The following is a 26,770-nucleotide window of genomic DNA, read 5'->3' on the forward strand; positions in this document are numbered from 1 at the left end:
CTTCATGACTCCAGACCTCAACGTCTTTTATCTCGAAGGTCTTCTACTGGGCATCGGACTGTTCGCCGCTCCTGGACCGAAGGACACCCTGGTTATTCGCCAGGGTGTCAGTCGCAGCCCTGTCTGGGGTGTGGTGGCGGTATGCGTGTTCGCCGATATCATCCTCATCGCTCTTGGGGTCATGGGCTTGGGCTCGTTGCTCGGCAGCAAGCCAGGTTTGGTGGCGTTACTGCTGCTGTCGGGAGCGGCCTATCTGTTGTGGTTTGGCTGGCAGCGGTTATTGGCTTGTGTGCGTAACCAGTCGATGCCAGATACTCAAAGCAACCTCACCTCACAGCGCGGATTACTGCGCACGGCGGTGATACTTGGATTCGCCAATCCGTATGCTTGGCTGGATACCGTGGTGCTAATTGGCTCTATTGGTGCGGCAAAGCCCGTCAGCCAACAAGCGTTCTTTGCCGGCGGAGCAATGACCGCGTCGCTGGTATGGTTTGTGGTTTTGGCGTTGGGATGCCAAAGGTTGACGGGGCTATTTCGTTCGGCAAAGGTCTGGCGTTTGTTGGACGCCGGCGTGGTGATTTTGATGGTGTACCTCGCGGGTATGCTGATTGCTGATTTTCATCTGCTGCAGCGTCTCTGAACGGGAAAGCGCCCTCACCACAGGGGCCTTTCATTTCTCATGGAGAATGCGCCACTCAGGCCAACCCGGACTCCACCAGCAGCGCCTCAAGTCCCATCAAATCCGGCACCTTCGCCACATGCTCTCCCACCTGCACCGCTGCCAGTTCCAGCGGGCACAGCGGCACGTCCACATAGCTCAACTCGCTATCGAGCTTGTACGACCGCGGAATACCCTGGATCACCAGCGCAATAAACTTCAACGTCGGCCGCCCGCCCAGCGCATTCAACACCACGATCCGCGAGCGTTCGCCGGTCACGCTGGCCTCGCCGCACACGGCTTCGAAACTGATCAACGGAATCTGCCGATCCCGCCACGTCACTTGCCGCAGATACCACGGCGGTGCGTCGCTGGCCGGTTCGCCGCGTTGGAAGTCGATCAACTCGGCGATGGCGACGTTGGGCAGTACCAGGTGACGGTCGGCCAGGGGCAGCAGCAGGCCGGTGAGTTGGCTGGTGCGGTGGTCAAGCATGGGACTTGCTCCAATAGGCGATGCTTTCCAGCAGCACCGACTCTTGATACGGCTTGCCGAGGTATTCGTTGACGCCGATCGCCATGGCGCGGTCGCGGTGTTTCTGGCCGGTGCGGGAGGTGATCATGATGATCGGCAGGCGCATCAAGCGCGGGTCGTTGCGCACTTGCGTGGCCACTTCAAAGCCGTCCATGCGCGGCATTTCGATGTCGAGCAGCATCAAGTCCGGGGTGTGTTCTTCAAGCACAGCCAGGGCGTCGATGCCGTCTTTGGCAGTGAGCACGTTCATGCCGTTGCGCTCCAGCAGCCGGCTGGTGACTTTGCGCACGGTAACCGAGTCGTCCACTACCAGCACCAGCAAGGGGCGTTTTTTCAGCGGGTCGTTGAGGATCAGTGGCGCATCCACCGACTGCGCCGGCAAGGCCGGTTGGCGGGCGCGGATATGCGCCAGCAAGTCGATAATCAGCACCACGCGGCCGTCGCCGAGGATGGTCGCGCCGGACAAGCCTTGCACCCCCGCGAACTGCGGCCCCAGGCCCTTGACCACGATTTCCCGCGTGCCGGCCATGGCATCCACATGCACCGCCACACGCCGCTCATTGCACTGCACCAAGAGCACCGGCACCGGCTGGTACTGGCCCAGCAGTTTCGGACGGGCCACGGTATGCAGCAGGTCGCCGAGGTAAAACAGTTCGTAGCGCTGACCTGCGTATTCATAACGCGGCGGATCTTGCTGGTAGTGCCCCGCCAGCTCATGGGGCAGCACACGCACCAGCCCTTCGATGGTGTTGAGCGGGATTGCGTATTGGTCGTCGGCGCACTGCACCATCAGTGCGCGGTTGACCGACACGGTGAACGGCAGACGAATCCGAAAATGCACGCCCTCGCCCGGCGTCGATTCAATGAACATCGAACCGCCGAGCTGCCGCACTTCTTCATGCACAACGTCCATGCCCACGCCACGCCCGGAAATCTGCGTGATCTTTTCCGCAGTGGAAAACCCCGGCTGCAAGATGAACTGCAACACGTCGCGGTCGCTGATCTCTTGATGAGGGGCGAGCAACCCGCGCTTGATCGCCTTGCGCCGCACCGCTTCGAGGGGCACGCCGGCGCCGTCGTCGCGCATGTCGAAAACGATATCGCCGCCTTCGTGGGTCAGGTCCAGGGTGATGCGGCCCTTTTCCGGCTTACCGGCCAGCAGCCGCACATCGCGGGACTCCAGGCCATGGTCGACGGCGTTGCGCAGCATGTGCTCCAAGGGCGCCGCCATGCGTTCAAGCACGTTGCGGTCCATCTCACCCTCGGCATTGCCGACGATGAATTCCACGTCCTTGCCCAACTCGCCCGCCACCTGGCGCACGATGCGTTTGAGGCGCGGCAACATACGCTCGAACGGCACCATGCGCGTGCGCATCAGGCCTTCCTGCAACTCGGTGTTGATGCGTGCCTGTTGCTGCAACAGGTCGTGCGCATCCTCGTTGCGAAGGTCGAGGGTGTCCTTCAGGTCGAGCAGGTCGGAGGCGGATTCGGACAACGCGCGGGACAGTTGCTGCAACTGCGAATGGCGGTCCATCTCCAACGGATCGAAGTCTTCGTAGCCCAGGCGTTCGGCCTCGGCCTGTTGGCGGCTGAGAATGCGACCTTGGGTTTCGGTGTCGAGGCGGCGCAGTTGATCGCGCATTCGCTCAATGGTGGTTTCCACCTCGTTCAACGCAATGCGCGCGTCGTTGACCTGCTGTTCGATGCGGCCACGGAAGATCGAGGTTTCACCCGCCAGGTTGACCAGGTCGTCCAGCAGGTCGGCGGAGATTTTCACCATGTCGGCGGTAGGATCAGCGACCGCTTCGGCCTTGCCTGCGGGCAACGCCACCGGCACCACTGGCTCTACGCTGGGGTGCACCAGGCTTTTGATGCGTTCGATGAGCTTGTCCACGGAGCCCACCGGCATCCCATCCGTCACGGCGTCGATCATCTGCGCCAGGCGGTCATGGCAGCCTTGCAGCAGCGCGAACAGCTCAGCCGACGGCGCGAGCAAACCGGCGGACAGCCCTTCGTACAGAAACTCAAGCTCATGGGCCAAGTCACCAATCGGCCCGATCTCGACCATGCGCGCGCCGCCCTTTAGGGTGTGCAGGTCGCGCAACAGGGTTTCGACTTCCTGGCGATTGTTCGGCTCGGCCTGCCAGCGCAGCAACGCGCTGCCCGAGCTGTCGAGAATGTCGGCCGCTTCTTCGAGGAAGATATCCAGCAATTCCGGGTCGGCGCCCGCCGTTTCAGGCGCTGGCGCCTGGGTCGCGGGCGTACTGCTCTGTCGCAGCTCACGAAGCTTGGCAACCAGCTCGACGCTGTCGCTCAAGGGCTGGTGGTGGTGCAGTTCTTCCAGCTGCAAGGCCAGGTGTTCATGGCTGGCCATCAGCACTTGAGACAACTCGGCGCTGTAGCTGTAGCGACGGTCAACCAGGCCTTCGTAAAAGCATTCCAACTCATAGGCCAGATCGCCCACCGGGCCGATTTCAGCCATGCGCGCGCCGCCCTTGAGGGTGTGCAGGTCGCGCTGCAACGAGGACAACGGTGCAGCGTTTTCGGGCTCCAGCAGCCAGCGCTTGAGGGACTGCCCGGCGCTGTCGAGAATGTCCACGGCTTCTTCGAGGAAGATCTCGACGATCTCATCGTCCATCGCCGTTTCATGCTCCAACTGCGCGGTGGCGGCACCGAGTTCAGCGATGCTCAGGGCGCGGTTACCGTCGCTTTTGATCAGGCCGGTGGCGGACGGGTCCAGGGCTCCGTCCAGCAATTCGCGCAGGGCCTCGACCCGTGCCGGGGCCAGGCTGATTTCCTGCCCGGCGGCCAGTTGGTCAAGCATGTTGATCAGCGCTTCATGGGCCTGTTCGGCCTCCCGGAAAAACCGCTCGCTGACGGCCAGACTGCTCTCTTCCACCGCGCCATAGAGGTCAAGCAAGGCTTCGCACAGTTCGTCGATAGGGTGCAGGTCGGCGATGTGTGCCCCTTCTCCCAGCGTGGTCAGTTCATCCAGCAACGCCGTGAGTTCCTGGCGCTCGCCAGGGTGCTGTTGCCAACGACGCAGCAGGCTTTCGGCGTCGAGCAGGATATCCATGCCCTGGGCCAGGAAGTTGGTGATCAGTTGCGGGTCACGCTTGATGCGCAAGCCGGTGTTGGGCGCGTCGAGCAGCGTTGCCAACTGATGGTCAAGCAGGGCTTGGGTGCGGCCAATCAAGTCGGCCGCGCCCCTGATCGGCACCAGAGGGTCGCGATCCAGTTGGCGTAAGCCACGCTGGAACAGAGCTTCGGCTTCCAGCAGTAACTCCACCTCGTCCAGGTCCAGCGGCAGACGATGGGCCTTGTATTCGCGTGTCAGGTGATCCAGTGGGCGCACCAGCTCGGCAATCGGCAACACGCCGGCCATGTACGCACTGCCCTTGAGAGTGTGCAGCGCGCGTTGCAGCTCATCGCTGACCTGCAGCGGCACATGCTCGGCGGCCTGTTGCAGGAAGTGGTTGAGGCTGTCCAGATGGCTCTGGGCTTCGTTGCGGAAAATTTCCAGCAGCATCGGGTCGTGGGGTTCGCCAGCAGATAGGGCGCCGCAGCTGGCATAGGCGTGGGCGCGAGCGGCCAAGGCGTCGACCTCGTCGCGTTGGTGTTGGTCGTCCGTCGCAAAGTCGGAGATCAACTCCGGCAGCAGGGCCACGGCGTCATCCAGCACCTGCTGGATCTCGGGGCCTAGGGCCACACTGCGTTCCAGCACACGGTTCAGCAGGTTTTCAACAGCCCAGGCCAACTCGGCCAGGACCAGGGCGCGTACCATGCGGCCACTGCCTTTCAACGTGTGGAAAGCGCGGCGCATTTCGCCTTGGGCGGTTTTGTTCGCGCTGTTGGGCAGGTGGCGGTGCAGCACTTCGAGAACTTCGTCAGTCTCTTCAAGGAAGACTTCGCGTAGTTCATCGTCGATAGGCGCTTCATCGGCTGGCGGCGGCAGCAGACTACCGGGGCGTTGCAGGGCCGGCGGGTTGAGGCGCGAGGTAGGGTTGGCCAGTGCGTCGAACTGCGACTGGCTGGGCGTGACCTCGCTCGACAACGCACCATCGGGAGCGACCAGCGCCTGGCGCCAGGGTTTCTCGGCGGGCAGGTAGCCCAGCGTCGCCAGGCTTTGGGTGGCCAGCTCCAATACCCGCTCGCCAGCAGCGTCGGGGTCCTGGAGCATGCGTTCGAGGTAGTACTCCAAGCTGCTGATCACATCGGCAAAATGCTCCAGTTGCGCCTCTGCCGGCGGGCCTTCGTTGACCATCAACTGCTCATCGACATAGTCGGTGCAGCCGCGCATCAGGCTCGCTGCACGCGGTAGCGGAATCATCGCCAACGCGCCACGCACCTGGCTCAGCAACTCCGGCAGCGATTCCAGGCGCTGACGGTCCCAGTCGGCTTCCATGCAGTCGATCACCAGCTCTTTAGCCTGCTTCAGGCACTGGCAGCACTCACGGATCACCAACTGGTGAATCTGGGTTAGGTCGGTAGTGGGCAGGCGGCTTTCTTCGCGGCTTTCCGGCTCGACGGTGCCGGCCATTCCCGCCAAGGTGGCTTCGACGTAGAGCAGCGCGCCAGCGACATCCATCAGCACGGCGTCGTTGGGTTCGCGTTGGCCTTGGGCCAGGCTCAGTACTACCGCAAGCTGGTCGATGATGACTTTGCGCGGCTGACCGAACCCCAGCACCGCCAAGGTATCGGCGATCTGCCGCAGCGGCGCCAGCAGCGCATCAAGGTCGCTGGTGTGTTGGCGGTCGCTGCGCACGAACAGGTCGAGGCGTTCCTTGACCCGCACGAGTTCCTCGCACAACGCACCGAGCACTGAGCCCATGGCATTGCGGTCCGGCCCGGCCAGGCGGGCGCGCTCGGCGTCGACCACCGTGCTGTCGGGCAAGGCTTCATCCAGGCCGTATCGCTCTTTCAGGCTTTGCATGCGCGGCGTTGGCCGGGTGACTTTAGCGACGTAGAACAACAGGCTCTTGAGCAACTCATCCGGCGCAGATTGGTTGATGCCGCCTATGCCCTGGGCGAGCAGGCGCTTGAGTTGTTTGTCACTGGCCTTGAGCAAGCTGCGCAAAGCCGGGCTGTTGGCGACCACACCGGTGAGCATGCCCTCGACCAGCGCCGAAGCCACTTGCCACAACGGCAACAACGGCGCGCCCTGGCAGAGGGCTTCGAGGCGTGCGAACACCCGCGCCATGTCTTCCAGATTGCTCGGGCCGTGGTCTTCACGCAGCAGTCCGGCCAACGCCTGTTGCAGCAACTGGTGCCATTGACGCAGTTGCTCATGCAGCTCAGGCGGCGCGCGCTGGATCAGGGTTTCATCGGGCAGCGGCGCGATCGACAGCAATTGTGGGCTGAACAGACTGGTTTCCGAGAGCAGGCTTTCACCCCGTGCGCTGCGTAGGTCGTTGAGCAGCGGCAGCACCACCAACGGCAGATCGCGGCGGGCGCTGTGCACGCGGTCGAGGTACAGCGGCAGTTGGCCGAGGGCCTGTTGCAGAAGACGGATGCTTTCATCGCGCTGACTGACCCGCCCGGCCTTTAGCGCAAGGGCCAGTTCTTCGATCTCTTCGGCCAGCAGCGCTGCGCCGTAGAACTCGACCATTTGCAGCGCACCATGCACTTGGTGGATACCGGACAGGCATTGGCTGATCACGTCATCGTCATGGGTTTCGACAAACGCATCCAGTGCCGAACGGGCCTGTTTCAGGGTTTCGGCAATGTCGCCCTTGACCCATTCGAGGGCCACGTAGTCGTGCCGATCAACCATAACTGCTCCGCTTAGAATTCGTGGGTTGCCTGGATCTCCAGACAGATGGAGATCACATGCGGGAGGGGCGGTGCGACGATTCGACTTGCCCCCTCCCACACTTTGACTGCATTTCAATCATCAACCTGTTTGGCCGCAGGCAAGGTGAAACCCGAGACCGACCTGCGCAACTGGCTCGCCATCTTCGCCAAATTGCCGATGCTTTCGGCAGTGGCGGTGGAACCCGACGACGTCTGCGTAGTGATTTGCTGGATCACGTTCATGGTCAGGGAGATCTGCCCTGCCGACGACGTCTGTTGCTGCGCCGCATTGGAGATGCTCTGGATCAGCGCCGCCAAGGTCTTCGATACGCCTTCGATCTCTTCCAGTGCCACGCCCGCGTCTTGGGCCAGCCGTGCACCGCGCACCACTTCGGTGGTGGTCTGTTCCATGGAAATGACCGCCTCGTTGGTGTCGGTCTGGATCGCCCGCACCAGGGTTTCGATCTGGCGCGTGGCAGCCGATGAGCGCTCGGCCAGTCGCTGCACTTCATCGGCCACCACCGCAAAACCGCGCCCGGCATCCCCGGCCATGCTCGCCTGGATGGCGGCGTTGAGGGCGAGGATGTTGGTCTGGTCGGCGATGTCGTCAATCAGGCTGACGATGTCGCCAATCTCCTGGGACGATTCACCCAAACGCTTAATGCGCTTGGCGGTGTCCTGGATCTGTTCGCGGATGTTGTCCATGCCGTGGATGGTGTTGTGCACCACCTCATTGCCCTTGTTGGCGATCTCTACCGAGCGCTCCGCCACTGCCGAAGATTCGGCGGCGTTGGCCGACACTTGGTCGATGGATTGGGCCATCTGGTTGATCGCGGTGGAGGCTTCGGCGATCTGCTGGGCCTGATGCTCGGAGGCCTGGGCCAGGTGCATGGCAGTGGCCTGGGTGTCTTGCACAGCACCGGCGACCTGGCCGGCGGTAAGGTTGATCGTCGCGACCAAATCGCGCAGTTGGTCCACGGAATAGTTGATCGAGTCGGCGATGGTGCCGGTGAAGTCTTCGGTCACCGAAGCCGTCACAGTGAGGTCACCGTCGGCCAGGTCTTCGATTTCGTCCAGCAAGCGCATGATCGCGTTTTGGTTGCGCTCGTTCTTCTCGGCGGTCTCGTGCAGTTGGCGGTTGGTCTCACGCACCATCACCAGGCCAATCAGGATGATCGAGGCCAGTGCCAACAGACCCAGCACATAACCGCCGATGGTGTCGAAACTGCGCCCGCTGGCGAGGTTTTCGAACCCGATAGCCAGGTGCGACGCTTCATCAAGCAGGGTTTGCGACAGGTTGAAAATATTGCTCGCCGAGGCGCGCACCTGGAACAGCTGCGGCGAGGTTTCGAGGATTTCATCCACGGAGCCGGAAACAAACTCGAACAGCTCGGCAATGTCCGCCAGCCGCGCGCGGGCATCGTGGTCTTCGACTTGGGTGATGCGCAGCCCAGGGTTGCCGTTGAGCATGCCATTGAGGACCTGACCAAAGCGGGCGGCATCACGGCCAAAGGTGTCGGCGGCCTGCGCGGCGGTTTCGTCGCCGGCCAGCACGGTGTTGACCGCACCCAAGATACGTTCGGCCAGCAGCGACTGGCGTTGAGCCAAGGCCACCTGGCTGGCCGGGGCGCCACGTTGCAGCAGGATGTCGACGACCTTCTCCGACTCCATCTGCAATTGCGGCACGGTTTCAGCGAGGGTCGCAGCCACTTGATGCAGGGACAGCACGGTCTGCTCGCTGGCGAGGATCGCGTCGGTATTTTTCAGCAGCGCTTCCCAATCGGTCTGCACAGCACGCATCTCGGCACGGACCGCACTGGGTGCCGCGGGCAAGCCGGTTTGCGGGTCGCCTTTTTTCAGGTAGCCCCAGCGCTGGGCAAAATCGTTTCGCGCATCTCCCAACAGCTTGAAAGCAGCGGCCTTGCCAGCGGCGGCTTCGGTGGCGTTCTTGGCAATGCGTTGGGACAGCACTCGCAGTTCACCGGCGTGGCCGATGTACTGTTTGTCGTAGGTAGACTGGGTGTTGAGGTACGCGAAGTTGGCGAACAGCAGCATGATGAACACGATCAGTGCGATAAACAGCACGATGATCTGTGAACGGCTGCGCGAGCCGGCCTGGGGTTTGGGCGTGGTAGCGGTGGTCATGCGGCGACATCCATGAAGCCTGGGGCCTGGGCCAGGGCGAAGGGGCTGAAGACCTGCCACAGTGGATCACCCTCGAAGTGACCCTGGATAAACGGCGCGCCAGGGCTGGTGTTCGCCAGCAAGGCGTCTTGTGCAAAATGCTGCATCCCCACCACCTCATCCACCAGCAGCCCGACAAACAGATCGTTGTACTCCACCACCAGCACCCGCCGTTGCTTGCGCGCCTTGGACAGCGCAAGGCCGAGGAAGCCACCCAGGTCCATCACCGGCAGCAGGCGCCCGCGCAGGTTAGCAACCCCTTTGACCCAGGCCTTGACCCCAGGCATTAAAGTGCAACGTGGTTCATGCAGGACTTCGGCGACTTCGCCCATGGGCGCCACATACCAATGTTGCCCCAGGCGAAAGCCGATACCGCTCCAGCGTTGCAGGCGGGTTTCCTGGGACGGCAGGTCGGCGGCCAGCAGGCGGCAGCGGCGGTCGATGTCCAGCAGCAGCTCAAAGGCGGTTTGCGACTCGGTCATGATGGCGTGCCGTCAGCCGGCCAACACCTTGTTCAGGGTGGCGATCAAGGTTTCTTCGTCCACAGGCTTGGTCAGGTAGTCCTTTGCACCCTGGCGCGCGCCCCAGATCTTGTCGGTTTCCTGATCCTTGGTGGTGATGATGATGATCGGGATGCCGTTGGTTTCCGGCTCCTTGGACAGTTGGCGAGTAGCCTGAAAGCCATTGAGGCCAGGCATCACGATGTCCATCAGCACTGCGTCGGGCTTTTCCTGGCGAGCCAGGGCCACGCCGTCCGCACCGTTCTCGGCCTTGAGGACTTGGTGGCCGTGCTTTTCCAGCATGCCGGTGAGTTTGTACATTTCGGTCGGCGAATCGTCGACGATCAGAACACGTGCCATGGTTTTCCCCACTACATTGGTCGGCGCCGGCCCTCGTGGGGCGGCGTCAGTGTGCTTGTTCTACTGCGGCGAACCCCGGCACATAGGCCTTGATTGCACCCAGCAGTTCTTCCTTGCTGAAAGGCTTGGTCAAAAACTGATCGACACCCACGATGCGCCCCTTGGCCTTGTCGAACAGACCGTCCTTGGAGGACAACATGATCACCGGAATCGACTTGAACGCCGGGTTGTTCTTCACCAGGGCGCAGGTCTGATAACCATCCAGGCGCGGCATCATGATGTCTACAAAGATAATGTGCGGGTGATGATCAACAATCCGCGCCAGGGCATCGAAACCGTCGATGGCCGTAATGACCTCGCACCCCGAGTTCTTCAACAGCGTCTCGGCGGTGCGGCGGATCGTTTTCGAATCGTCGATCACCATCACTCTCAAGGCGTTGGAATGCTGTTCCATATCTGCTCTACCATCGCCACAGCGAGTCGGTTTTCGGTGTGTACTGCCTGATGTTGCACAGGATGATCGCCGCAGGCCTTGGATTTCAAGGGCTGCTGCGCTGTGGCAGTCTTTTTAGCACAGTCTCGGAGAGCAATCTATCGAGGCACCCGCCAGGTGGTTTTTCCTTGACCCACAACAGCCGCAGCGCCACTCTGACGCCACTTTTATGCGCCCAATTTGCTAGAGGAAATCCCCCATGAGCGTTCGCGTCGGCATTGTCATGGACCCTATCGCCAGCATTTCCTATAAAAAGGACAGCTCGCTGGCCATGCTTCTGGCCGCCCAGGCCCGCGGCTGGACCCTGTTCTATATGGAGCAGCGCGATCTGTACCAGGGCGACGGCGAGGCCCGTGCGCGCATGCGCCCGCTGCAGGTGTTCGCCAACCCGGAAAAATGGTTCGAGCTTTCGGACGAAATCGACAGCCCCCTGAGCGACCTGGACGTGATCCTGATGCGCAAGGATCCGCCGTTCGACATGGAATTCGTCTACTCCACCTATCTGCTGGAGCAGGCCGAGCGCGCCGGCGTGCTGATCGTCAACAAGCCGCAAAGTCTGCGCGACTGCAATGAAAAGCTGTTCGCCACACTGTTCCCGCAGTGCACACCGCCGACCGTGGTCAGCCGCCGCGCCGATGTGCTGCGTGAATTCGCCGCCAAACACGGCGATGTGATTCTCAAGCCGTTGGACGGCATGGGCGGTACGTCGATCTTCCGTCACCGCGCTGGCGACCCGAACCTGTCGGTGATCCTGGAAACCCTGACCGCCCTGGGCACCCAGCAGATCATGGGCCAGGCTTACCTGCCAGCGATCAAGGACGGCGACAAGCGCATTCTGATGATCGACGGCGAACCGGTGGACTACTGCCTCGCGCGTATCCCGGCGGCAGGCGAGACCCGAGGCAACCTGGCGGCAGGTGGGCGCGGTGAAGCACGGCCTTTATCGGATAAGGATCGCTGGATCGCTAGCCAAGTTGGCCCGACCTTGCGGGAAAAAGGCCTGCTGTTTGTAGGCCTTGACGTAATTGGTGAAAATCTCACCGAAATCAACGTCACCAGCCCGACCTGTATTCGCGAGATAGACAATGCATTTGGCACGAACATCGGCGAAATGCTGATGGCCGCCATTGAGCGCAAGCTCGCAGCCAAGTGATATAGAACAGCCGGACACACACCAACATTGCGTTATCATGCGCCACCTGTGAAACGCGCGATGTTGGTTCTTTTGTCATGACACTCCCGTCCGATCTGCCCCCCGAACTCTCCCACAGCGGCGTGCGCCCGGCTGATCGGCTCGGATTTACCCTGTTTCTGGCTGCCTTGATTCATTTGGCCTTGCTCCTTGGCGTGGGCTTCACCATGGTCGAACCCAAGCAGATCACCAAGACCCTGGAAATCACCCTCGCCACGTTCAAGAGTGAAAAGAAGCCCGAGAAGGCAGATTTTCTAGCCCAGGACAATCAACAGGGCAGCGGCACCCTCGACAAGAAAGCCATCCCCAAAACCACCGAACTGGCGCCGTTCCAGGACAACAAGGTCAATAAAGTCACGCCACCTCCTGCGCCGAAGCCCGAGGTCAAGCAGGCTACGCCCAAGCCTACGGTGGCCACCATCGCACCCAAACCGCAAAAAGCCCCGGTCCAACGCGAAAAGACCAAGACCGAGCCGCAGCCGGAGCCCGTAAAACCGGCGCCTACCTTCGACAGCTCGACCCTGTCCGACGAAATCTCCAGCCTGGAAGCCGAACTGGCTAACGAGCAGCAGTTGTACGCCAAGCGCCCACGCATCTACCGCTTGAATGCCGCCTCGACCATGCGCGACAAAGGCGCCTGGTATAAAGACGAGTGGCGTAAGAAGGTCGAGCGCATCGGTAACCTCAACTACCCGGAAGAAGCGCGGCGCCAGCAGATCTACGGCAACTTGCGTCTATTGGTATCGATCAACCGCGACGGCACCTTATATGAAGTGCAGGTGTTGGAGTCCTCCGGCCAACCACTGCTGGACCAGGCCGCCCAACGCATCGTGCGCCTGGCCGCGCCCTTTGCCCCGTTTACCGGCGACCTGAATGACGTGGACCGCCTGGAAATCATCCGTACCTGGAAGTTTGCCAAGGGCGATCGGCTCTCCAGCAACTGATCAGACATGTCCTGCCACAGATAACTCCAGCTTGTCAGTTCGCCCCTCCAACGCCACACTAGCGGACATGAAAAATGTCAGCCCGACCTACCTCAAGCACCAATTCCTGATCGCCATGCCCCATATGGCCGACCCGAACTTTGCGCAGACCTTGACCTACATCGTCGAGCACACGGCCAATGGTGCCATGGGGTTGGTGGTGAACCGCCCTCAAGCGCTGAACCTCGCCGATATCCTTGAGCAACTGCGTCCGGAGATCGATCCGCCGGCCCGTTGCCAAGCGGTGCCGATCTACATCGGCGGGCCGGTACAAACTGATCGCGGCTTTGTGCTGCACCCGACCGGGCCGACGTTCCAGGCCACGGTGGACCTGGACGGTGTGTCGCTGTCCACCTCCCAGGACGTGTTGTTCGCCATCGCCGACGGTGTAGGCCCAGAGCAAAGCGTGATCACCTTGGGGTACGCCGGTTGGGAAGCAGGGCAACTGGAGGCCGAACTGGCCAGCAATGCCTGGCTGACCTGCCCCTTCGACGCCGACATCCTGTTCAACACGGCCAGTGAACTGCGCCTGGAAGCGGCCGCCGCCAAGTTGCGGGTCAACCTCAGCCTGCTGACCAGCCAGGCGGGGCACGCCTGATGGCCTTGCGTCTGATCCTCGGTTTTGACTACGGCACCAAACAGATCGGCGTAGCGGTCGGCCAGGTGATCACCGGCCAGGCCCGCGAGTTGTGCACCCTCAAGGCCCAGAACGGCATACCGGACTGGAATCAGGTCGAAGCCCTGATCAAGGAATGGAAGCCCGACGCGGTGGTGGTCGGCCTGCCCCTGAACATGGACGGCACCCCCAGCGACATGTGCCTGCGCGCCGAAAAATTCGCCCGTCGCCTCAATGGTCGTTACAACATCCCCTTCTATACCCACGATGAACGCCTGACCACCTTTGAAGCCAAGGGTGAACGCCGCGACCGTGGCGGCCAGAAGGGCAGTTACCGCGACAACCCCGTAGACGCCATCGCCGCCGCCTTGCTGTTGCAGGGCTGGCTGGACGAAAACACCGCTTTATTTGAATCCTGACTGACGCGGCTTGCCGCGTCTTCTTACGTTTGAGCCCGGAACTTGCCTACAGCAAGGCCTTGAAGGAGCCACCATGAGCCTGCCCAATCCCGCCGAACTGATCAGCCAGATGGCATTACGCCTCAAAGCGCACCTGGAACACCGCGGAATCAGCGAACCGCGCTTTATCGGTATTCGCACCGGCGGTGTGTGGGTCGCTCAGGCGTTACTGGACGAACTGGGCAGCGACTCGCCACTGGGCACCCTCGACGTGTCCTTCTACCGTGATGACTTCAGCCAGAACGGCCTGCACCCGCAAGTGCAGCCCTCGGCCCTGCCGTTCGAAGTCGAAGGCCAGCACCTGGTGTTGATCGACGACGTGCTGATGAGCGGCCGTACCATCCGCGCCGCCATGAACGAACTGTTCGACTACGGCCGCCCGGCCAGCATCACGCTGGTCTGCCTGCTGGATCTGGACGCCGGCGAGTTGCCTATCAGCCCGGATGTGGTTGGCGCGACCCTGTCGCTGCAAGCCCAGCAACGGGTAAAATTGTCCGGTCCAACGCCGCTCGAACTCGAACTGCAAGACCTCGCCCTTTAAACCGCCTTGTAAAGAGTCCCCGCGATGACGCCTCTAGATGCCAAGCGCCCGCTGCAGCTCAATGCTCAGGGCCAGTTGCAACACTTTTTGTCCCTCGACGGTTTGCCCCGCGAACTGCTCACCGAAATCCTCGACACCGCCGACTCATTCCTCGAAGTCGGTGGCCGGGCGGTGAAGAAAGTCCCGTTGCTGCGCGGCAAAACCATCTGCAACGTGTTCTTCGAAAACTCCACCCGCACTCGCACCACCTTTGAACTGGCGGCCCAGCGGCTGTCGGCCGACGTGATCACGCTGAACGTGTCCACTTCGTCGGCGAGCAAGGGCGAAACCCTGCTCGACACCCTGCGTAACCTGGAAGCCATGGCCGCCGATATGTTCGTGGTGCGCCACGGCGACTCCGGCGCCGCGCATTTCATCGCCGAGCACGTGTGCCCGCAGGTAGCGATCATCAACGGCGGCGACGGCCGTCACGCCCACCCGACCCAAGGCATGCTCGACATGCTCACCATCCGTCGGCACAAGGGCAGCTTTGAAAACCTATCGGTGGCCATCGTCGGCGACATCCTGCACTCGCGGGTAGCACGCTCGAACATGCTGGCCCTGAAAACCCTGGGTTGCCCGGACATCCGCGTGATCGCGCCGAAAACCCTGCTCCCCATCGGCATTGAGCAGTACGGCGTGAAGGTCTACACCGACATGGCCGAAGGCCTCAAGGATGTAGACGTGGTGATCATGTTGCGCCTGCAACGCGAGCGTATGTCCGGTGGTTTGCTGCCGAGCGAGGGTGAGTTCTACCGCTTGTTCGGCCTGACCACCGCGCGCCTGGCCGGCGCCAAACCGGATGCCATCGTGATGCACCCGGGTCCGATCAACCGAGGGGTGGAGATTGAGTCAGCGGTGGCCGATGGCAATCAGTCAGTAATTCTCAACCAGGTGACCTACGGCATCGCCGTGCGCATGGCGGTGTTGTCCATGGCCATGAGCGGGCAAACCGCGCAACGTCAATTCGAGCAGGAGAACGCCCAGTGAAGCTCAGCATTCTTGGCGCTCGCGTTATCGACCCGGCCAGTGGCCTGGATCAAGTCACCGATCTTCATCTGGAAGCCGGCAAGATCATCGCCATCGGCGCCGCCCCCAGCGATTTCAGCCCCAGCCAGACCATCGACGCCAAAGGCCTGGTGGCCGCGCCTGGGCTGGTGGACCTGAACGTCGCCCTGCGCGAGCCGGGTTACAGCCGTAAAGGCAGCATCGCCAGCGAAACCCGCGCCGCTGCGGCCGGTGGCGTGACCAGCCTGTGCTGCCCGCCGCACACCAAGCCGATCCTCGATACGTCGGCCGTGACCGAGCTGATCCTCGACCGTGCCCGCGAAGCTGGCAATTGCAAAGTGTTCCCCATCGGCGCCCTGAGCAAAGGTCTGGAAGGCGAACAACTCGCCGAATTGATCGCCCTGCGCGACGCTGGTTGCGTGGCCTTCGGCAACGGTCTTGAGAGCTTCCGCAGTACCCGCACCTTGTGCCGCGCCCTGGAATACGCGGCCACCTTCGATCTGACGGTGATCTTCCACTCCCAGGACCGCGACCTGGCCGAAGGCGGCTTGGCCCATGAAGGCGCCGTCGCCAGTTTCCTCGGCCTGCCGGGTATTCCGGAAACCGCCGAAACCGTCGCTCTTGCCCGTGACCTGCTGCTGGTGGAACAAAGCGGCGTACGCGCGCACTTCAGCCAACTCACCAGTGCCCGGGGCGTGGCCCTGATTGCACAGGCCCAGGCTCGCGGTCTGCCGGTGACTGCGGATGTGGCGCTGTACCAATTGATCCTCACGGATGAAGCGCTGATCGACTTCTCCAGCCTGTACCACGTGCAACCGCCCCTGCGCACCCTGGCCGACCGTGACGGTTTGCGTGCCGCGGTCAAATCCGGTGTGGTTTCGGCGATTTCCAGCCACCACCAGCCACACGAGCGCGATGCCAAGCTGGCACCGTTTGGCGCGACCGAGCCGGGGATCAGCAGTGTGGAGCTGTTGCTGCCACTGGCGATGACGCTGGTGGAGGATGGCCTGCTCGACTTGCCGACGCTGCTCCAGCGCCTGAGCGCTGGCCCGGCCGAAGCCTTGCGCCTGCCGGCCGGCAAATTGGCCGTGGGTGCCGCAGCGGATCTGGTGCTGTTTGACACGGCCAGCTCCACGGTTGCCGGGGAGCACTGGCTGTCCAAGGGTGAAAACTGCCCGTTCATCGGCCATAGCCTGCCGGCGAGCGTGCGCTACACCTTGGTGGATGGGCGCATCAGCTACCAGGCCTAAAGCGGGCACGCAAAAAAAGTGGGAGGGGGCTTGCCCCCGATTGCAGTGGGTCAGCAATAAATGAGCTGACTGATCCACCGCTATCGGGGACAAGCCCCCTCCCACATTTAGTTCTCTATAGAGCCTGAGAAATCAGCGTCCCCCGTTGCGCTCTGCATTGCGGATCGAAACCTGGGTATTCAACGTCCAGAAGTCATACAGCACCCCCACCAGGAACAAGCCACCGGTCAGCAGGTAGATCAGGCCGGTGATCCATTTGCCCTGGTACATGCGGTGCACGCCGAACACCCCCAGAAACGCCAACAGAATCCACGCCACGTTGTATTCGATGGGACCGGCGGTAAAGCGCAGGTCGGCTTCACGGTCCATGGCCGGGATCAGGAACAGGTCGATCAGCCAGCCGATACCCAGCAGGCCAAGGGTAAAAAACCAGATCGTCCCGGTGACAGGTTTGCCGTAATAAAAACGATGCGCGCCGGTAAACCCGAAAATCCAGAGCAGGTAACCGATCACCTTGCTGTGGGTGTCTTGTTGCGGCCCAACCTGTTGATAGGTGTTCATGACGTACCTCTTTTGCTTCGATAGATAAATTTTTTCATTTTCTTTGTGACTTTTTTACGGGCGCCCGACGTACGGCAAATGGTATCTTCACTGCCCTGAAAGCCTTATGCCACCTGACTTGTGTAGGACAATTGCGGCGAATCGTCGCGTATTTCCTGATTTTGACGTCAAGGTTCAGTCGACAAACGGCCTGAGAACGACACAAAAAGCTGTTATAAAGTTGCGCGCAAACCCATAAGAGCCACGCCTAATGCGACCATTTTTAAAGACATGGCTAACCATTTGCCTATTAATGCCATTGGCCGCCCACGCCACCAATCGTGAGCAACGACTTCCGAACGTTAACGGTTTCACCCCTAAAGTCCACAGCACGCCAAGCACTGCCAAATCGGTAAAGCCGACCGTCAGCCGCCCGACTCAATTGAGCAAGGCGCACGGTAAAGCAGTTCCCGGCCTCGTGGCAGTCAACACCAAGCAAAGCAGCAACGTCCTCAGCCGCGCCGTAAACGTGCTCGGTACACCTTATCGTTGGGGCGGCAGCAGCCCAAGTAAAGGGTTCGACTGCAGCGGCCTGGTGAAATATGCGTTCAACGACGTAGCCGCCGTGGATCTGCCGCGCACTTCCAATGCCATGGCCGCCGGCCACGGGCAGAAGGTTGATCGCAAGGACCTGAAACCAGGTGATCTGCTGTTCTTCAAATTGAAGAGCCGCCAGGTCAATCACGTTGCCATCTACTTGGGCAATGACCGTTTTATCCACGCACCGCGTCGTGGCAAGTCGGTCAGCATCGACACGTTGAAAAAGCCGTTTTGGGACAAGAACTACGTGATTGCCAAGCGGGTTCTGCCGAAAGAGCAGAACACCTTGCGAGTGGTTCAACGCTGATTTCAAGCTGAAATGCAGTCGTCAATGTGAGAGGGGGCTTGCTCCCGATAGCGGTGGATCAGTCAGTTTATCTGTACCTGACTCACTGCAATCGGGAGCAAGCCCCCTCCCACATTTGGATCTCCTTATATCTCCCGATCTTAGATATCCCCAGGCACCCTCGCCTTCTCCAGCGCCTCTTCCCGGGTGATCACGCCCTGCGTGACCAACGCCTTCAAACTCATATCCAATGTCTTCATCCCCAACGCCCCGCCGGTCTGGATAGCCGAGACCATCTGCGCCACCTTGTCCTCACGAATCAGATTACGAATGGCTGGCGTGCCCAACATGATTTCATGGGCCGCCACGCGCCCGCCGCCGAGCTTCTTCACCAGCACCTGTGACACCACCGCCTGCAACGACTCCGACAACATTGAGCGGACCATGGCCTTTTCGCCGGCCGGGAACACGTCGACCAGCCGATCCACGGTCTTTGCCGCGGAGGTAGTGTGCAAGGTGCCAAATACCAGATGCCCGGTTTCAGCCGCCGTCAGGGCCAGGCGGATGGTTTCCAGGTCACGCAGTTCGCCCACCAGGATCACATCGGGGTCTTCACGCAGCGCCGAACGCAGGGCTACCGAAAAACTGTGGGTGTCGCGGTGCACCTGGCGCTGGTTGATCAGCGCGATTTTCGGCCTGTGGATAAATTCGATGGGGTCTTCGAGCGTAAGGATGTGCTGGCGCCGATGCTGATTGAGGTAATCGATCATTGCCGCCAGAGTGGTGGACTTGCCGGAGCCAGTGGGTCCGGTCACCAGCACCAGGCCACGTGGCAATTGGGCGATGCGTTGGAACACCGCCCCGAGACCCAGGCTATCCAGGCTCTGGACTTCGGCCGGAATAGTACGAAACACCGCGCCCATGCCGCGATCCTGTTGGAATACGTTGGCCCGGAAGCGCGCTACACCCGGCAGCTCGAAGGCAAAATCCGTTTCAAGAGATGTTTCGAAATCCTTTTGCTGGTATTGATTGAGCAAAGGGCTCAATAAATCCGCGACTTGCGGGGCAGAAAGCACCGGCCAATCCATCGGCCAGACTTCGCCATCGATTCGCCACATCGGCGCCAGCCCCGCCGACAGGTGCAGGTCGGAGGCGCCACGGCGCACGCCGGCCACCAGTAATTCAGTGATATCCATAGGGCTTTCCATTTCCAGTAGAATGCCGCGGACTCCATATCCACGGGCGCATCTTGAATGTCGACGATAGCAGACAACATCGGCCTGGTTAGCCAGCGCATCCGCGCCGCAGCCGACGCCGTGCAACGTGACGCAAGCAGCATCCACCTGCTGGCCGTGAGCAAGACCAAACCCGCCCAAGCAGTGCGCGAAGCCTATGCCGCCGGGCAGCTCGAATTCGGCGAAAACTATCTGCAGGAAGCCCTGGGCAAACAGGCTGAATTAACCGACCTGCCCTTGAGTTGGCACTTCATCGGCCCCATTCAATCGAACAAGACGCGCGCTATCGCCGAGAACTTCGCTTGGGTGCATTCCGTGGACCGCCTCAAAATTGCACAACGCCTGTCCGAACAACGCCCGGCCGACCTGCCGCCGCTGAACATCTGTATCCAGGTCAATGTCAGCGGCGAAGCCAGCAAGTCCGGCTGCACGCCCGCCGACTTGCCGGCCCTGGCCAATGCCATCAGCGCCCTGCCGCGCTTGACGCTGCGTGGCCTGATGGCAATCCCCGAGCCGACTGAAGATCGGACCGAGCAAGATGCAGCGTTCGCTACCGTTCGCGACCTGCAAAACAGCCTGAACCTGCCGCTCGACACGCTTTCCATGGGCATGAGCCACGACCTTGAGTCGGCCATCGCCCAAGGCGCCACCTGGGTGCGGATCGGTACCGCCCTATTTGGCGCCCGTGATTACGGCCAGCCGTGAAATGGCTGACCTCCCTCTGAATAAGGACCTGTCATGAGCAACACGCGTATTGCCTTTATCGGCGCCGGTAACATGGCGGCCAGCCTGATCGGCGGCCTACGGGCCAAGGGCCTGGACGCCGCGCAGATCCGCGCCAGCGACCCGGGCGCCGACACCCGTGCGCGCGTCAGCGCCGAGCACGGTATCGACACCTTTGCCGACAATGCCGAGGCCATCCAAGGCGTCGACGTGATCGTGCTGGCGGTCAAGCCACAAGCCATGAAGGCCGTGTGCGAAAGCCTGCGCCCAAATCTGCAACCGCATCAGTTGGTGGTGTCCATCGCTGCCGGCATAACCTGCGCCAGCATGAAGAAGTGGCTGGGGGCCCAGCCCATCGTACGTTGCATGCCCAACACTCCGGCTCTGCTGCGCCAAGGCGTCAGCGGTTTGTATGCCACCGCCGAGGTCAGCACCGAACAACGTGACCAGGCCCAAGAGCTGCTGTCCGCCGTGGGCATTGCTCTGTGGCTGGATCAGGAACAACAACTGGACGCGGTCACCGCCGTCTCCGGCAGCGGCCCGGCATACTTCTTCCTGCTGATTGAAGCCATGACCGCCGCCGGCGTGAAACTCGGCCTGCCACGGGAAGTCGCTGAGCAACTGTCCGAGCAGACCGCCTTGGGCGCCGCGAAGATGGCCGTGTCCAGCGATGCGGATGCCGCCGAGCTGCGCCGTCGCGTGACCTCACCAGGCGGCACGACGCAGGCCGCCATTGAATCGTTCCAGGCCGGGGGCTTTGAAGCCCTGGTGGAAAAAGCATTGGGTGCCGCTGCGCACCGATCGGCTGAAATGGCCGAACAACTGGGCAACTAAGGAGCCAATATGATTGGTTTGAACACCGCAGCCGTCTACGTGCTGCAAACCCTCGGCAGCCTCTACTTGCTGATCGTGCTGTTGCGTTTCGTGCTGCAACTGGTACGTGCCAACTTCTACAACCCGCTCTGCCAGTTCATCGTCAAGGCGACCCAGCCGCTGCTCAAGCCGTTGCGCCGGGTGATCCCGAGCCTGTTCGGCCTGGATATGTCGTCGCTGGTGCTGGCGATCCTGGTGCAGTTGGCCTTGATGGCGCTGACACTGCTGCTGACGTACGGCACCACCGGCAATTTCATACAGTTGCTGATTTGGGCAATCATCGGCGTGACCGCGCTGTTCCTGAAGATTTTCTTCTTCGCCTTGATCATCAGCGTGATCCTGTCCTGGGTCGCCCCGGGTAGCCACAACCCTGGCGCCGAACTGGTGAACCAGATCTGCGAGCCCGCCCTGGCGCCATTCCGCCGCCTGCTGCCGAACCTGGGCGGCCTGGATATCTCGCCGATTCTGGCGTTCATGGTGCTCAAGCTGCTGGACATGCTGGTGATCAACAACCTGGCCACCATGACCGGGATGCCTGAGATTCTGCGCCTGCTGATCTGACGCAAACAAATGAGGGCGGGGCTTGCTCCCTCCCTCATTTCGCAGCGCGCAGGCCTTTGCTTGCCGCTGGGTGCAGTGGTCTTTAGACTTACGCCTCATTTAAACGAGAGCAGGGTCGATGCCAGCTGCCTTTCCCCCCGATTCTGTTGGTCTGGTCGTGCCCCAAGTGGCGCACTTCAGCGAACCCCTGGCCCTGGCCTGCGGCCGTTCTCTGCCCGCCTACGACCTGATCTACGAAACCTATGGCCAACTGAACGCCACGGCGAGCAACGCCGTGCTGATCTGCCACGCCTTGTCCGGTCATCACCACGCAGCAGGCTTCCACAGTGCCGACGAGCGCAAGCCCGGCTGGTGGGACAGCTGTATCGGTCCCGGCAAGCCCATCGACACCAACAAATTCTTCGTGGTCAGCCTGAACAACCTCGGCGGCTGCAACGGCTCCACTGGCCCCAGCAGTATCAACCCGGAAACCGGCAAGCCGTTCGGCGCCGACTTCCCGGTGCTGACCGTGGAAGACTGGGTACACAGCCAAGCGCGTCTTGCCGATTTGTTGGGTATCAACCAGTGGGCCGCCGTGATCGGTGGCAGCCTGGGCGGGATGCAGGCACTGCAATGGACCATCACCTACCCTGATCGCGTACGCCATTGTCTGGCTATCGCCTCGGCCCCCAAGTTGTCGGCGCAAAACATCGCCTTCAACGAAGTGGCGCGCCAGGCGATCCTCACCGACCCCGAGTTCCACGGCGGTTCGTTCCAGGAAGCGGGCGTGATTCCCAAGCGCGGCTTGATGCTGGCGCGGATGGTCGGGCATATCACCTACCTGTCCGATGACTCCATGGGCGAAAAATTCGGCCGTGGCCTCAAGAGCGAGAAGCTCAACTACGATTTCCACAGCGTCGAATTCCAGGTCGAAAGCTACCTGCGTTATCAGGGCGAGGAGTTCTCCGGGCGTTTCGATGCCAACACCTATCTGCTGATGACCAAGGCCCTGGACTATTTCGACCCGGCGGCCAACCACGACGATGACCTGGCGAAAACCTTCGAAGGCGCCACGGCCAAGTTCTGCGTGATGTCGTTCACCACCGACTGGCGCTTCTCCCCGGCCCGCTCCCGCGAGCTGGTGGATGCACTGATGGCCGCACGCAAAGACGTGTGCTACCTGGAAATCGATGCGCCGCAAGGCCACGACGCCTTCCTGATTCCGATCCCGCGTTACTTGCAGGCGTTCGGCAATTACATGAACCGGATTACAGTGTGAGAACGCCATGAGAGCCGACCTGGAAATCATCCAAGAATGGATCCCCGCAGGCAGCCGCGTGCTTGACCTGGGCTGCGGCGATGGCGAACTGCTGAGCTGGCTGCGCGACAACAAGCAAGTCACCGGCTATGGCCTGGAAAACGACCCGGACAACATCGCCCAGTGCGTGGCCAAGGGCATCAACGTGATCGAGCAGGACTTGGACAAGGGCCTGGGTAACTTTGCCAGCAACAGCTTCGACATCGTGGTGATGACCCAAGCCCTGCAAGCAGTGCACTACCCTGACCGCATCCTCGACGAAATGCTGCGCGTGGGTCGCCAGTGCATCATCACCTTCCCTAACTTCGGCCACTGGCGCTGCCGCTGGTACCTGGCGACCAAGGGTCGCATGCCGGTGTCGGATTTCCTGCCTTACACGTGGTACAACACGCCGAACATCCACTTCTGCACCTTCGAAGACTTCGAAGCGCTGTGTGGCGAGCGTGAAGCCAAAGTGATTAACCGACTTGCCGTCGATCAACAGCACCGTCACGGCTGGGCGAGTAAACTATGGCCCAACCTGTTGGGCGAAATCGGTATCTACCGGGTCAGCAGTCCTGGCCTGACCGACCACAAAATTGCCGTCTAATCATTTTCCAGAGGGGCGCTCATGAGTCGCTTGGCTATTTTTCTACTGACCGCTTGCCTGGGTGCCAACGCCTTGGCAGCCGACGCTATCGATGCAAATCGCAAGAAAGACTTCGGCGATATCACCGTTCACTACAACACCTTCACCTCCAGCTTCCTGCAACCGGAAACCGCCCAGAAAGTCGGCGTGGTACGCAGTAAGGAAAAGGGCTTGATCAATGTGACCGTGATCAAGGGCGTGACCCCCGTGGCCGCACAAGTAACGGGCACCATCAAGGATCTGGGCGGCAAGAGCGAGATCCTCACCTTCAAGCAAATCAACGAAAAAGGCGGGATCAATTATCTCGCGCCCTACGCCGTGACCCAGCGGGAATACAAGACGTTTACCATCAACGTTGAAACCGGCGGCAAAGCCCATAGCTTCCAATTCAACCAGGAACTGTTTCCGGCGGAATGATGAACCTTACCCAGCTCGTACTCGCCAGCCATAACGCCGGCAAACTCAAAGAACTGCAGGCCATGCTCGGCGACTCCGTGCAACTGCGCTCGATTGGCGAGTTCAGCCAGGTCGAGCCGGAAGAGACAGGCCTGTCGTTCGTCGAGAACGCCATCCTCAAGGCGCGCAATGCGGCGCGTATCTCGGGCCTTCCGGCGCTGGCGGATGACTCTGGCCTGGCGGTGAATTTTCTCGGCGGAGCCCCTGGCATCTATTCGGCGCGCTACGCCGATGGCAAAGGTGACGCGGCCAACAACGCCAAGTTGCTGGACGCCCTCAAGGACGTGCCGGACGCCGAACGCGGCGCGCAGTTCGTCTGCGTGCTGGCCCTGGTGCGCCATGCGGACGACCCGTTGCCGATCCTTTGCGAAGGCCTGTGGCACGGGCGCATCCTGCATGCGGCCAGCGGTGAGCATGGTTTTGGCTATGACCCGCTGTTCTGGGTGCCAGAGCGCAATGTCTCCAGCGCCGAACTGAGCCCGGCCGACAAGAACCAGATCAGCCACCGCGCCCGCGCAATGGATTTGCTGCGCCAACGCCTGAGCCTGAAATGACCCAAGACACCCAGGCGCTGCCGCTGATCCACGGCGGCGCGCAAACACCTCGGGCGGCCTTGCCCGTGCTGCCGCCCCTGGCGCTGTATATCCACATCCCGTGGTGCGTACGTAAATGCCCGTATTGCGACTTCAACTCTCACACCGCAAGCAAAGTGCTGCCGGAAGAAGAGTACGTGGACGCACTGTTGGCCGACCTCGATCAGGACCTGCATGCCGTTTACGGCCGGGAACTGAGTTCGATCTTCTTCGGCGGTGGCACCCCAAGCCTGTTCAGCGCTGCAGCACTGGGTCGCCTGCTCAAAGGCGTGGAAGCGCGCATCCCGTTTGCCGGCGATATCGAGATCACCTTGGAAGCCAACCCCGGCACGTTCGAACAAGAGAAGTTCGTGGCGTACCGCAAGCTGGGGATCAACCGCCTGTCCATCGGTATCCAGAGCTTCCAGCAGGAAAAACTTCAGGCCCTGGGCCGTATCCACAATGGCGACGAAGCTGTGCGCGCTGCCGGGATGGCGCGCCAGGCCGGATTTGATAACTTCAACTTGGACCTGATGCACGGTTTGCCCGATCAGTCCCTGGACGACGCCCTCAGCGACCTGCGCCAGGCCATCGCGCTCAAACCCACGCATTTGTCCTGGTATCAATTGACCCTGGAACCCAACACGGTGTTCTGGAACCAGCCGCCGGCGCTGCCAGAAGACGACACCCTCTGGGACATCCAGGAAGCAGGCCAGGCACTGCTGGCCGAGCACGGTTACGCCCAATACGAAGTGTCAGCCTATGCCCAACCGGGCCGCCCGGCGCGGCATAACCTGAATTACTGGAGCTTCGGCGACTTTATCGGCATCGGCGCCGGCGCCCACGGCAAGCTCAGCCATCCGGACGGGCGCATCGTGCGCACCTGGAAGACCCGCGCGCCAAAGGACTACCTGAACCCGGCCAAAAGCTTCCAGGCTGGGGCGAAGGAGCTGACCAATGACGAGCTACCTTTCGAGTTTCTGATGAACGCTCTGCGCCTCACCGACGGCGTCGACGCCAGGCTCTACGCCGAGCGCACGGGCCTCGACCTGGCGAGCCTCGACGAGGCACGTCGCGAGGCAGAACAAAGTGGCTTAATGCAGGTCGAACCGTCACGCCTGGCGGCCACTGATCGCGGGCAACTCTTTCTCAATGACCTGTTGCAGAAGTTTTTGAGCTGACGCTCTAAGGAATTCGAATGGATTTGGTACTCGACCTGCTCGCCACCGTATCCCGCTGGAGCCGCAGCAACCTGTCGGAAATCTCCCTAGCGCTCGTGGGCTGTTTGCTGGTGCTGTTCGGCGCAGATATCAAGGGCTGGGTCGAAGCACGCCTGGGCAGCATCGCCGGCGCCTTGCGGGTCCCGCTGATGGCATTGGTGTGCATGGTCGGCAGCGGCGCTGCATTGATCTACGCCACACCGTGGATTGTGCGGGGCTTGAGCCAGTTCAATAACTACAGCCTGGCGCCGGTGTTGGTGGTGGTGCTGGTGTTGATTGGCGTCGTCGCCGATCGCCGCTGACCTCAAATCCAACACAAAACAACTGTGGGAGGGGGCTTGCCCCGATAGCGGTGGATCAGTCACTTTGATGTCGACTGACACTCCGCTATCGGGGGCAAGCCCCCTCCCACATTGAATTGCATTTCAAGCCAGTGGCGAGTTACGCCAACTTCTCAAACTTCAAATCCCAAACCCCATGCCCCAACCGCTCGCCGCGACGTTCGAACTTGGTGATCGGACGCTCAGCCGGGCGCGGCACGCATTTGCCATCTTCGGCCAGGTTGCGGTAGCCAGGGGCAACGTCCATCACTTCCAGCATGTATTCGGCATACGGCTCCCAGTCGGTGGCCATGTGCAGGATGCCGCCAACCTTGAGCTTGCTGCGCACCAGTTCCGCGAAGGAAGCCTGGACGATGCGGCGTTTGTGGTGGCGGGATTTATGCCATGGGTCCGGGAAGAACAGCATCAGGCGGTCAAGGCTGTTGTCGGCGATGCAACGGTTAAGCACTTCAATCGCGTCGCAGTCGTAGACCCGCAGGTTAGTCAGGCCTTGAGTCAGGACGCCGTTAAGCAGTGCGCCGACGCCTGGGCGGTGTACTTCCACGCCAATGAAGTCCTGGTCCGGCGCGGCAGCGGCCATTTCCAGCAGGGAGTGGCCCATGCCGAAGCCGATTTCCAGTGAGCGCGGGGCCGAACGGCCAAACACTTGGTCGTAGTCCACGGGCGCATCGGCCAAGGGCAATACGAACAGCGGCGTGCCCTGCTCCAGACCCTTTTGCTGGCCTTCGGTCATACGACCGGCGCGCATCACAAAGCTCTTGATGCGGCGATGCTTGGACTCGTCGCCTGCTTCTTCCACGGTGTTCGGCGTTTCGTTTGATTCAGTCATCA

General features: G+C 61.4%; 27 protein-coding genes. 18 read left to right on the forward strand and 9 right to left on the reverse strand.

What is annotated here, in order from left to right; translation table 11 throughout:
- The first annotated feature begins 4 nt into the window (after positions 1–4).
- Positions 5–640: a LysE/ArgO family amino acid transporter gene (locus tag ACEN2T_RS23920; protein WP_032884116.1), complete on the forward strand. Its 636-nt coding sequence runs from the start codon at positions 5–7 to the stop codon at positions 638–640.
- 55 nt (positions 641–695) lie between these two features.
- On the opposite strand, the gene ACEN2T_RS23925 is transcribed toward ACEN2T_RS23920, so the two are convergent.
- The 6 genes from ACEN2T_RS23925 to pilG all read right to left on the reverse strand — a co-directional run bounded on the left by ACEN2T_RS23925 (position 696) and on the right by pilG (position 10,481).
- Positions 696–1,151 (reverse strand): chemotaxis protein CheW, encoded by a 456-nt coding sequence (locus ACEN2T_RS23925; protein ID WP_010207210.1) that lies wholly within the window; start codon positions 1,149–1,151, stop codon positions 696–698.
- Positions 1,144–6,963: an Hpt domain-containing protein gene (locus ACEN2T_RS23930; protein ID WP_442117682.1), complete on the reverse strand. Its 5,820-nt coding sequence runs from the start codon at positions 6,961–6,963 to the stop codon at positions 1,144–1,146. Before ACEN2T_RS23930 ends, ACEN2T_RS23925 begins: the two co-directional genes overlap by 8 nt.
- Before the next feature lie 113 nt (positions 6,964–7,076).
- Positions 7,077–9,128, reverse strand: coding sequence for a methyl-accepting chemotaxis protein (locus ACEN2T_RS23935; RefSeq protein WP_032884120.1), 2,052 nt, complete (start codon positions 9,126–9,128; stop codon positions 7,077–7,079).
- Positions 9,125–9,649 carry a chemotaxis protein CheW gene (locus tag ACEN2T_RS23940; protein ID WP_032884121.1) on the reverse strand — a complete coding sequence of 175 codons (525 nt, stop codon included), beginning with the start codon at positions 9,647–9,649 and terminating at the stop codon, positions 9,125–9,127. The genes ACEN2T_RS23935 and ACEN2T_RS23940 overlap by 4 nt, the downstream gene beginning before the upstream one ends.
- A gap of 12 nt (positions 9,650–9,661) precedes the next feature.
- Positions 9,662–10,027 (reverse strand): twitching motility response regulator PilH, encoded by a 366-nt coding sequence (gene pilH, locus ACEN2T_RS23945; protein WP_014720320.1) that lies wholly within the window; start codon positions 10,025–10,027, stop codon positions 9,662–9,664.
- 46 nt (positions 10,028–10,073) lie between these two features.
- On the reverse strand, positions 10,074–10,481 hold the full coding sequence (gene pilG, locus ACEN2T_RS23950; protein WP_095185125.1) for a twitching motility response regulator PilG: 408 nt from the start codon (positions 10,479–10,481) through the stop codon (positions 10,074–10,076).
- A 238-nt stretch (positions 10,482–10,719) separates the two neighbouring features.
- Here pilG and gshB point away from each other — a divergent pair, with 238 nt between their 5' ends.
- The 7 genes from gshB to ACEN2T_RS23985 all read left to right on the forward strand — a co-directional run bounded on the left by gshB (position 10,720) and on the right by ACEN2T_RS23985 (position 16,607).
- Positions 10,720–11,673, forward strand: coding sequence for a glutathione synthase (gene gshB, locus ACEN2T_RS23955; RefSeq protein ID WP_032884123.1), 954 nt, complete (start codon positions 10,720–10,722; stop codon positions 11,671–11,673).
- Positions 11,674–11,750: 77 nt separating this feature from the next.
- Positions 11,751–12,656, forward strand: coding sequence for an energy transducer TonB (locus ACEN2T_RS23960; protein WP_032884124.1), 906 nt, complete (start codon positions 11,751–11,753; stop codon positions 12,654–12,656).
- A gap of 67 nt (positions 12,657–12,723) precedes the next feature.
- Positions 12,724–13,293 (forward strand): YqgE/AlgH family protein, encoded by a 570-nt coding sequence (locus ACEN2T_RS23965; protein WP_442117683.1) that lies wholly within the window; start codon positions 12,724–12,726, stop codon positions 13,291–13,293.
- A complete protein-coding gene (gene ruvX, locus ACEN2T_RS23970) occupies positions 13,293–13,730 on the forward strand; it encodes a Holliday junction resolvase RuvX (protein WP_003176676.1) in 438 nt (145 codons plus the stop codon). Before ACEN2T_RS23965 ends, ruvX begins: the two co-directional genes overlap by 1 nt.
- Before the next feature lie 73 nt (positions 13,731–13,803).
- Complete coding sequence (gene pyrR / locus ACEN2T_RS23975) at positions 13,804–14,310, forward strand: bifunctional pyr operon transcriptional regulator/uracil phosphoribosyltransferase PyrR (RefSeq protein WP_095185129.1); 507 nt, start codon at positions 13,804–13,806, stop codon at positions 14,308–14,310.
- A gap of 24 nt (positions 14,311–14,334) precedes the next feature.
- The gene (locus ACEN2T_RS23980; protein WP_015886339.1) at positions 14,335–15,339 is read left to right on the forward strand and encodes an aspartate carbamoyltransferase catalytic subunit; all 1,005 of its coding nucleotides are present in this window, start codon (positions 14,335–14,337) and stop codon (positions 15,337–15,339) included.
- Positions 15,336–16,607, forward strand: a complete 1,272-nt coding sequence (locus ACEN2T_RS23985) for a dihydroorotase (protein ID WP_032884129.1) — start codon at positions 15,336–15,338, stop codon at positions 16,605–16,607. The genes ACEN2T_RS23980 and ACEN2T_RS23985 overlap by 4 nt, the downstream gene beginning before the upstream one ends.
- 132 nt (positions 16,608–16,739) lie before the next feature.
- Here the strand turns inward: ACEN2T_RS23985 and ACEN2T_RS23990 are convergent, their stop codons facing one another.
- Entirely contained in the window at positions 16,740–17,168 is a 429-nt protein-coding gene (locus ACEN2T_RS23990) for an NINE protein (protein WP_027606088.1), read from the reverse strand.
- 250 nt (positions 17,169–17,418) lie between these two features.
- Between ACEN2T_RS23990 and ACEN2T_RS23995 the strand changes: the two genes are divergently transcribed.
- Positions 17,419–18,054: a C40 family peptidase gene (locus ACEN2T_RS23995; protein ID WP_032884130.1), complete on the forward strand. Its 636-nt coding sequence runs from the start codon at positions 17,419–17,421 to the stop codon at positions 18,052–18,054.
- Between the two features lie 140 nt (positions 18,055–18,194).
- Here the strand turns inward: ACEN2T_RS23995 and ACEN2T_RS24000 are convergent, their stop codons facing one another.
- Positions 18,195–19,229, reverse strand: coding sequence for a type IV pilus twitching motility protein PilT (locus ACEN2T_RS24000; RefSeq protein WP_122681973.1), 1,035 nt, complete (start codon positions 19,227–19,229; stop codon positions 18,195–18,197).
- A 57-nt stretch (positions 19,230–19,286) separates the two neighbouring features.
- Between ACEN2T_RS24000 and ACEN2T_RS24005 the strand changes: the two genes are divergently transcribed.
- The 9 genes from ACEN2T_RS24005 to ACEN2T_RS24045 all read left to right on the forward strand — a co-directional run bounded on the left by ACEN2T_RS24005 (position 19,287) and on the right by ACEN2T_RS24045 (position 25,900).
- Positions 19,287–19,973 carry a YggS family pyridoxal phosphate-dependent enzyme gene (locus ACEN2T_RS24005; RefSeq protein WP_032884134.1) on the forward strand — a complete coding sequence of 229 codons (687 nt, stop codon included), beginning with the start codon at positions 19,287–19,289 and terminating at the stop codon, positions 19,971–19,973.
- 33 nt (positions 19,974–20,006) lie between these two features.
- Positions 20,007–20,825, forward strand: coding sequence for a pyrroline-5-carboxylate reductase (proC, locus tag ACEN2T_RS24010; RefSeq protein ID WP_032884136.1), 819 nt, complete (start codon positions 20,007–20,009; stop codon positions 20,823–20,825).
- Between the two features lie 9 nt (positions 20,826–20,834).
- Positions 20,835–21,425, forward strand: a complete 591-nt coding sequence (locus tag ACEN2T_RS24015) for a YggT family protein (RefSeq protein WP_032884137.1) — start codon at positions 20,835–20,837, stop codon at positions 21,423–21,425.
- Between the two features lie 118 nt (positions 21,426–21,543).
- Positions 21,544–22,683: a homoserine O-succinyltransferase MetX gene (gene metX, locus ACEN2T_RS24020; protein WP_095185132.1), complete on the forward strand. Its 1,140-nt coding sequence runs from the start codon at positions 21,544–21,546 to the stop codon at positions 22,681–22,683.
- A gap of 7 nt (positions 22,684–22,690) precedes the next feature.
- Positions 22,691–23,311 (forward strand): methionine biosynthesis protein MetW, encoded by a 621-nt coding sequence (gene metW, locus ACEN2T_RS24025; protein ID WP_010207236.1) that lies wholly within the window; start codon positions 22,691–22,693, stop codon positions 23,309–23,311.
- 21 nt (positions 23,312–23,332) lie between these two features.
- Positions 23,333–23,767 carry a DUF4426 domain-containing protein gene (locus tag ACEN2T_RS24030; protein ID WP_032884139.1) on the forward strand — a complete coding sequence of 145 codons (435 nt, stop codon included), beginning with the start codon at positions 23,333–23,335 and terminating at the stop codon, positions 23,765–23,767.
- Positions 23,764–24,360: an RdgB/HAM1 family non-canonical purine NTP pyrophosphatase gene (rdgB, locus tag ACEN2T_RS24035; RefSeq protein WP_442117684.1), complete on the forward strand. Its 597-nt coding sequence runs from the start codon at positions 23,764–23,766 to the stop codon at positions 24,358–24,360. The genes ACEN2T_RS24030 and rdgB overlap by 4 nt, the downstream gene beginning before the upstream one ends.
- A complete protein-coding gene (gene hemW, locus ACEN2T_RS24040) occupies positions 24,357–25,559 on the forward strand; it encodes a radical SAM family heme chaperone HemW (protein ID WP_122754233.1) in 1,203 nt (400 codons plus the stop codon). The genes rdgB and hemW overlap by 4 nt, the downstream gene beginning before the upstream one ends.
- Positions 25,560–25,576: 17 nt before the next feature.
- Positions 25,577–25,900: a DUF3392 domain-containing protein gene (locus ACEN2T_RS24045; RefSeq protein WP_032884141.1), complete on the forward strand. Its 324-nt coding sequence runs from the start codon at positions 25,577–25,579 to the stop codon at positions 25,898–25,900.
- A gap of 139 nt (positions 25,901–26,039) precedes the next feature.
- On the opposite strand, the gene trmB is transcribed toward ACEN2T_RS24045, so the two are convergent.
- Positions 26,040–26,768: a tRNA (guanosine(46)-N7)-methyltransferase TrmB gene (gene trmB / locus ACEN2T_RS24050; RefSeq protein WP_032884142.1), complete on the reverse strand. Its 729-nt coding sequence runs from the start codon at positions 26,766–26,768 to the stop codon at positions 26,040–26,042.
- Positions 26,769–26,770: the final 2 nt, after the last annotated feature.

This window comes from Pseudomonas sp. W22_MBD1_FP4 (assembly GCF_052113765.1).
In the GTDB taxonomy this organism is placed as follows: domain Bacteria; phylum Pseudomonadota; class Gammaproteobacteria; order Pseudomonadales; family Pseudomonadaceae; genus Aquipseudomonas; species Aquipseudomonas sivasensis.

Bases quoted from the DNA above. Each gene is read 5' to 3' on its own strand.
- ACEN2T_RS24030 (WP_032884139.1), top strand. From the start codon at position 23,333: ATGAGTCGCTTGGCTATTTTTCTACTGACCGCTTGCCTGGGTGCCAAC.
- ruvX (WP_003176676.1), top strand. From the start codon at position 13,293: ATGGCCTTGCGTCTGATCCTCGGTTTTGACTACGGCACCAAACAGATC.
- ACEN2T_RS23920 (WP_032884116.1), top strand. From the start codon at position 5: ATGACTCCAGACCTCAACGTCTTTTATCTCGAAGGTCTTCTACTGGGC.
- proC (WP_032884136.1), top strand. From the start codon at position 20,007: ATGAGCAACACGCGTATTGCCTTTATCGGCGCCGGTAACATGGCGGCC.
- ACEN2T_RS24000 (WP_122681973.1), bottom strand. From the start codon at position 19,229: ATGGATATCACTGAATTACTGGTGGCCGGCGTGCGCCGTGGCGCCTCC.
- ACEN2T_RS23995 (WP_032884130.1), top strand. From the start codon at position 17,419: ATGCGACCATTTTTAAAGACATGGCTAACCATTTGCCTATTAATGCCA.
- hemW (WP_122754233.1), top strand. From the start codon at position 24,357: ATGACCCAAGACACCCAGGCGCTGCCGCTGATCCACGGCGGCGCGCAA.
- pilH (WP_014720320.1), bottom strand. From the start codon at position 10,027: ATGGCACGTGTTCTGATCGTCGACGATTCGCCGACCGAAATGTACAAA.
- ACEN2T_RS23940 (WP_032884121.1), bottom strand. From the start codon at position 9,649: ATGACCGAGTCGCAAACCGCCTTTGAGCTGCTGCTGGACATCGACCGC.
- metX (WP_095185132.1), top strand. From the start codon at position 21,544: ATGCCAGCTGCCTTTCCCCCCGATTCTGTTGGTCTGGTCGTGCCCCAA.
- ACEN2T_RS23925 (WP_010207210.1), bottom strand. From the start codon at position 1,151: ATGCTTGACCACCGCACCAGCCAACTCACCGGCCTGCTGCTGCCCCTG.
- pilG (WP_095185125.1), bottom strand. From the start codon at position 10,481: ATGGAACAGCATTCCAACGCCTTGAGAGTGATGGTGATCGACGATTCG.
- rdgB (WP_442117684.1), top strand. From the start codon at position 23,764: ATGATGAACCTTACCCAGCTCGTACTCGCCAGCCATAACGCCGGCAAA.
- ACEN2T_RS24045 (WP_032884141.1), top strand. From the start codon at position 25,577: ATGGATTTGGTACTCGACCTGCTCGCCACCGTATCCCGCTGGAGCCGC.
- ACEN2T_RS23935 (WP_032884120.1), bottom strand. From the start codon at position 9,128: ATGACCACCGCTACCACGCCCAAACCCCAGGCCGGCTCGCGCAGCCGT.
- ACEN2T_RS24015 (WP_032884137.1), top strand. From the start codon at position 20,835: ATGATTGGTTTGAACACCGCAGCCGTCTACGTGCTGCAAACCCTCGGC.
- pyrR (WP_095185129.1), top strand. From the start codon at position 13,804: ATGAGCCTGCCCAATCCCGCCGAACTGATCAGCCAGATGGCATTACGC.
- ACEN2T_RS23990 (WP_027606088.1), bottom strand. From the start codon at position 17,168: ATGAACACCTATCAACAGGTTGGGCCGCAACAAGACACCCACAGCAAG.
- ACEN2T_RS23965 (WP_442117683.1), top strand. From the start codon at position 12,724: ATGAAAAATGTCAGCCCGACCTACCTCAAGCACCAATTCCTGATCGCC.
- trmB (WP_032884142.1), bottom strand. From the start codon at position 26,768: ATGACTGAATCAAACGAAACGCCGAACACCGTGGAAGAAGCAGGCGAC.
- metW (WP_010207236.1), top strand. From the start codon at position 22,691: ATGAGAGCCGACCTGGAAATCATCCAAGAATGGATCCCCGCAGGCAGC.
- ACEN2T_RS24005 (WP_032884134.1), top strand. From the start codon at position 19,287: ATGTCGACGATAGCAGACAACATCGGCCTGGTTAGCCAGCGCATCCGC.
- gshB (WP_032884123.1), top strand. From the start codon at position 10,720: ATGAGCGTTCGCGTCGGCATTGTCATGGACCCTATCGCCAGCATTTCC.
- ACEN2T_RS23980 (WP_015886339.1), top strand. From the start codon at position 14,335: ATGACGCCTCTAGATGCCAAGCGCCCGCTGCAGCTCAATGCTCAGGGC.
- ACEN2T_RS23960 (WP_032884124.1), top strand. From the start codon at position 11,751: ATGACACTCCCGTCCGATCTGCCCCCCGAACTCTCCCACAGCGGCGTG.
- ACEN2T_RS23930 (WP_442117682.1), bottom strand. From the start codon at position 6,963: ATGGTTGATCGGCACGACTACGTGGCCCTCGAATGGGTCAAGGGCGAC.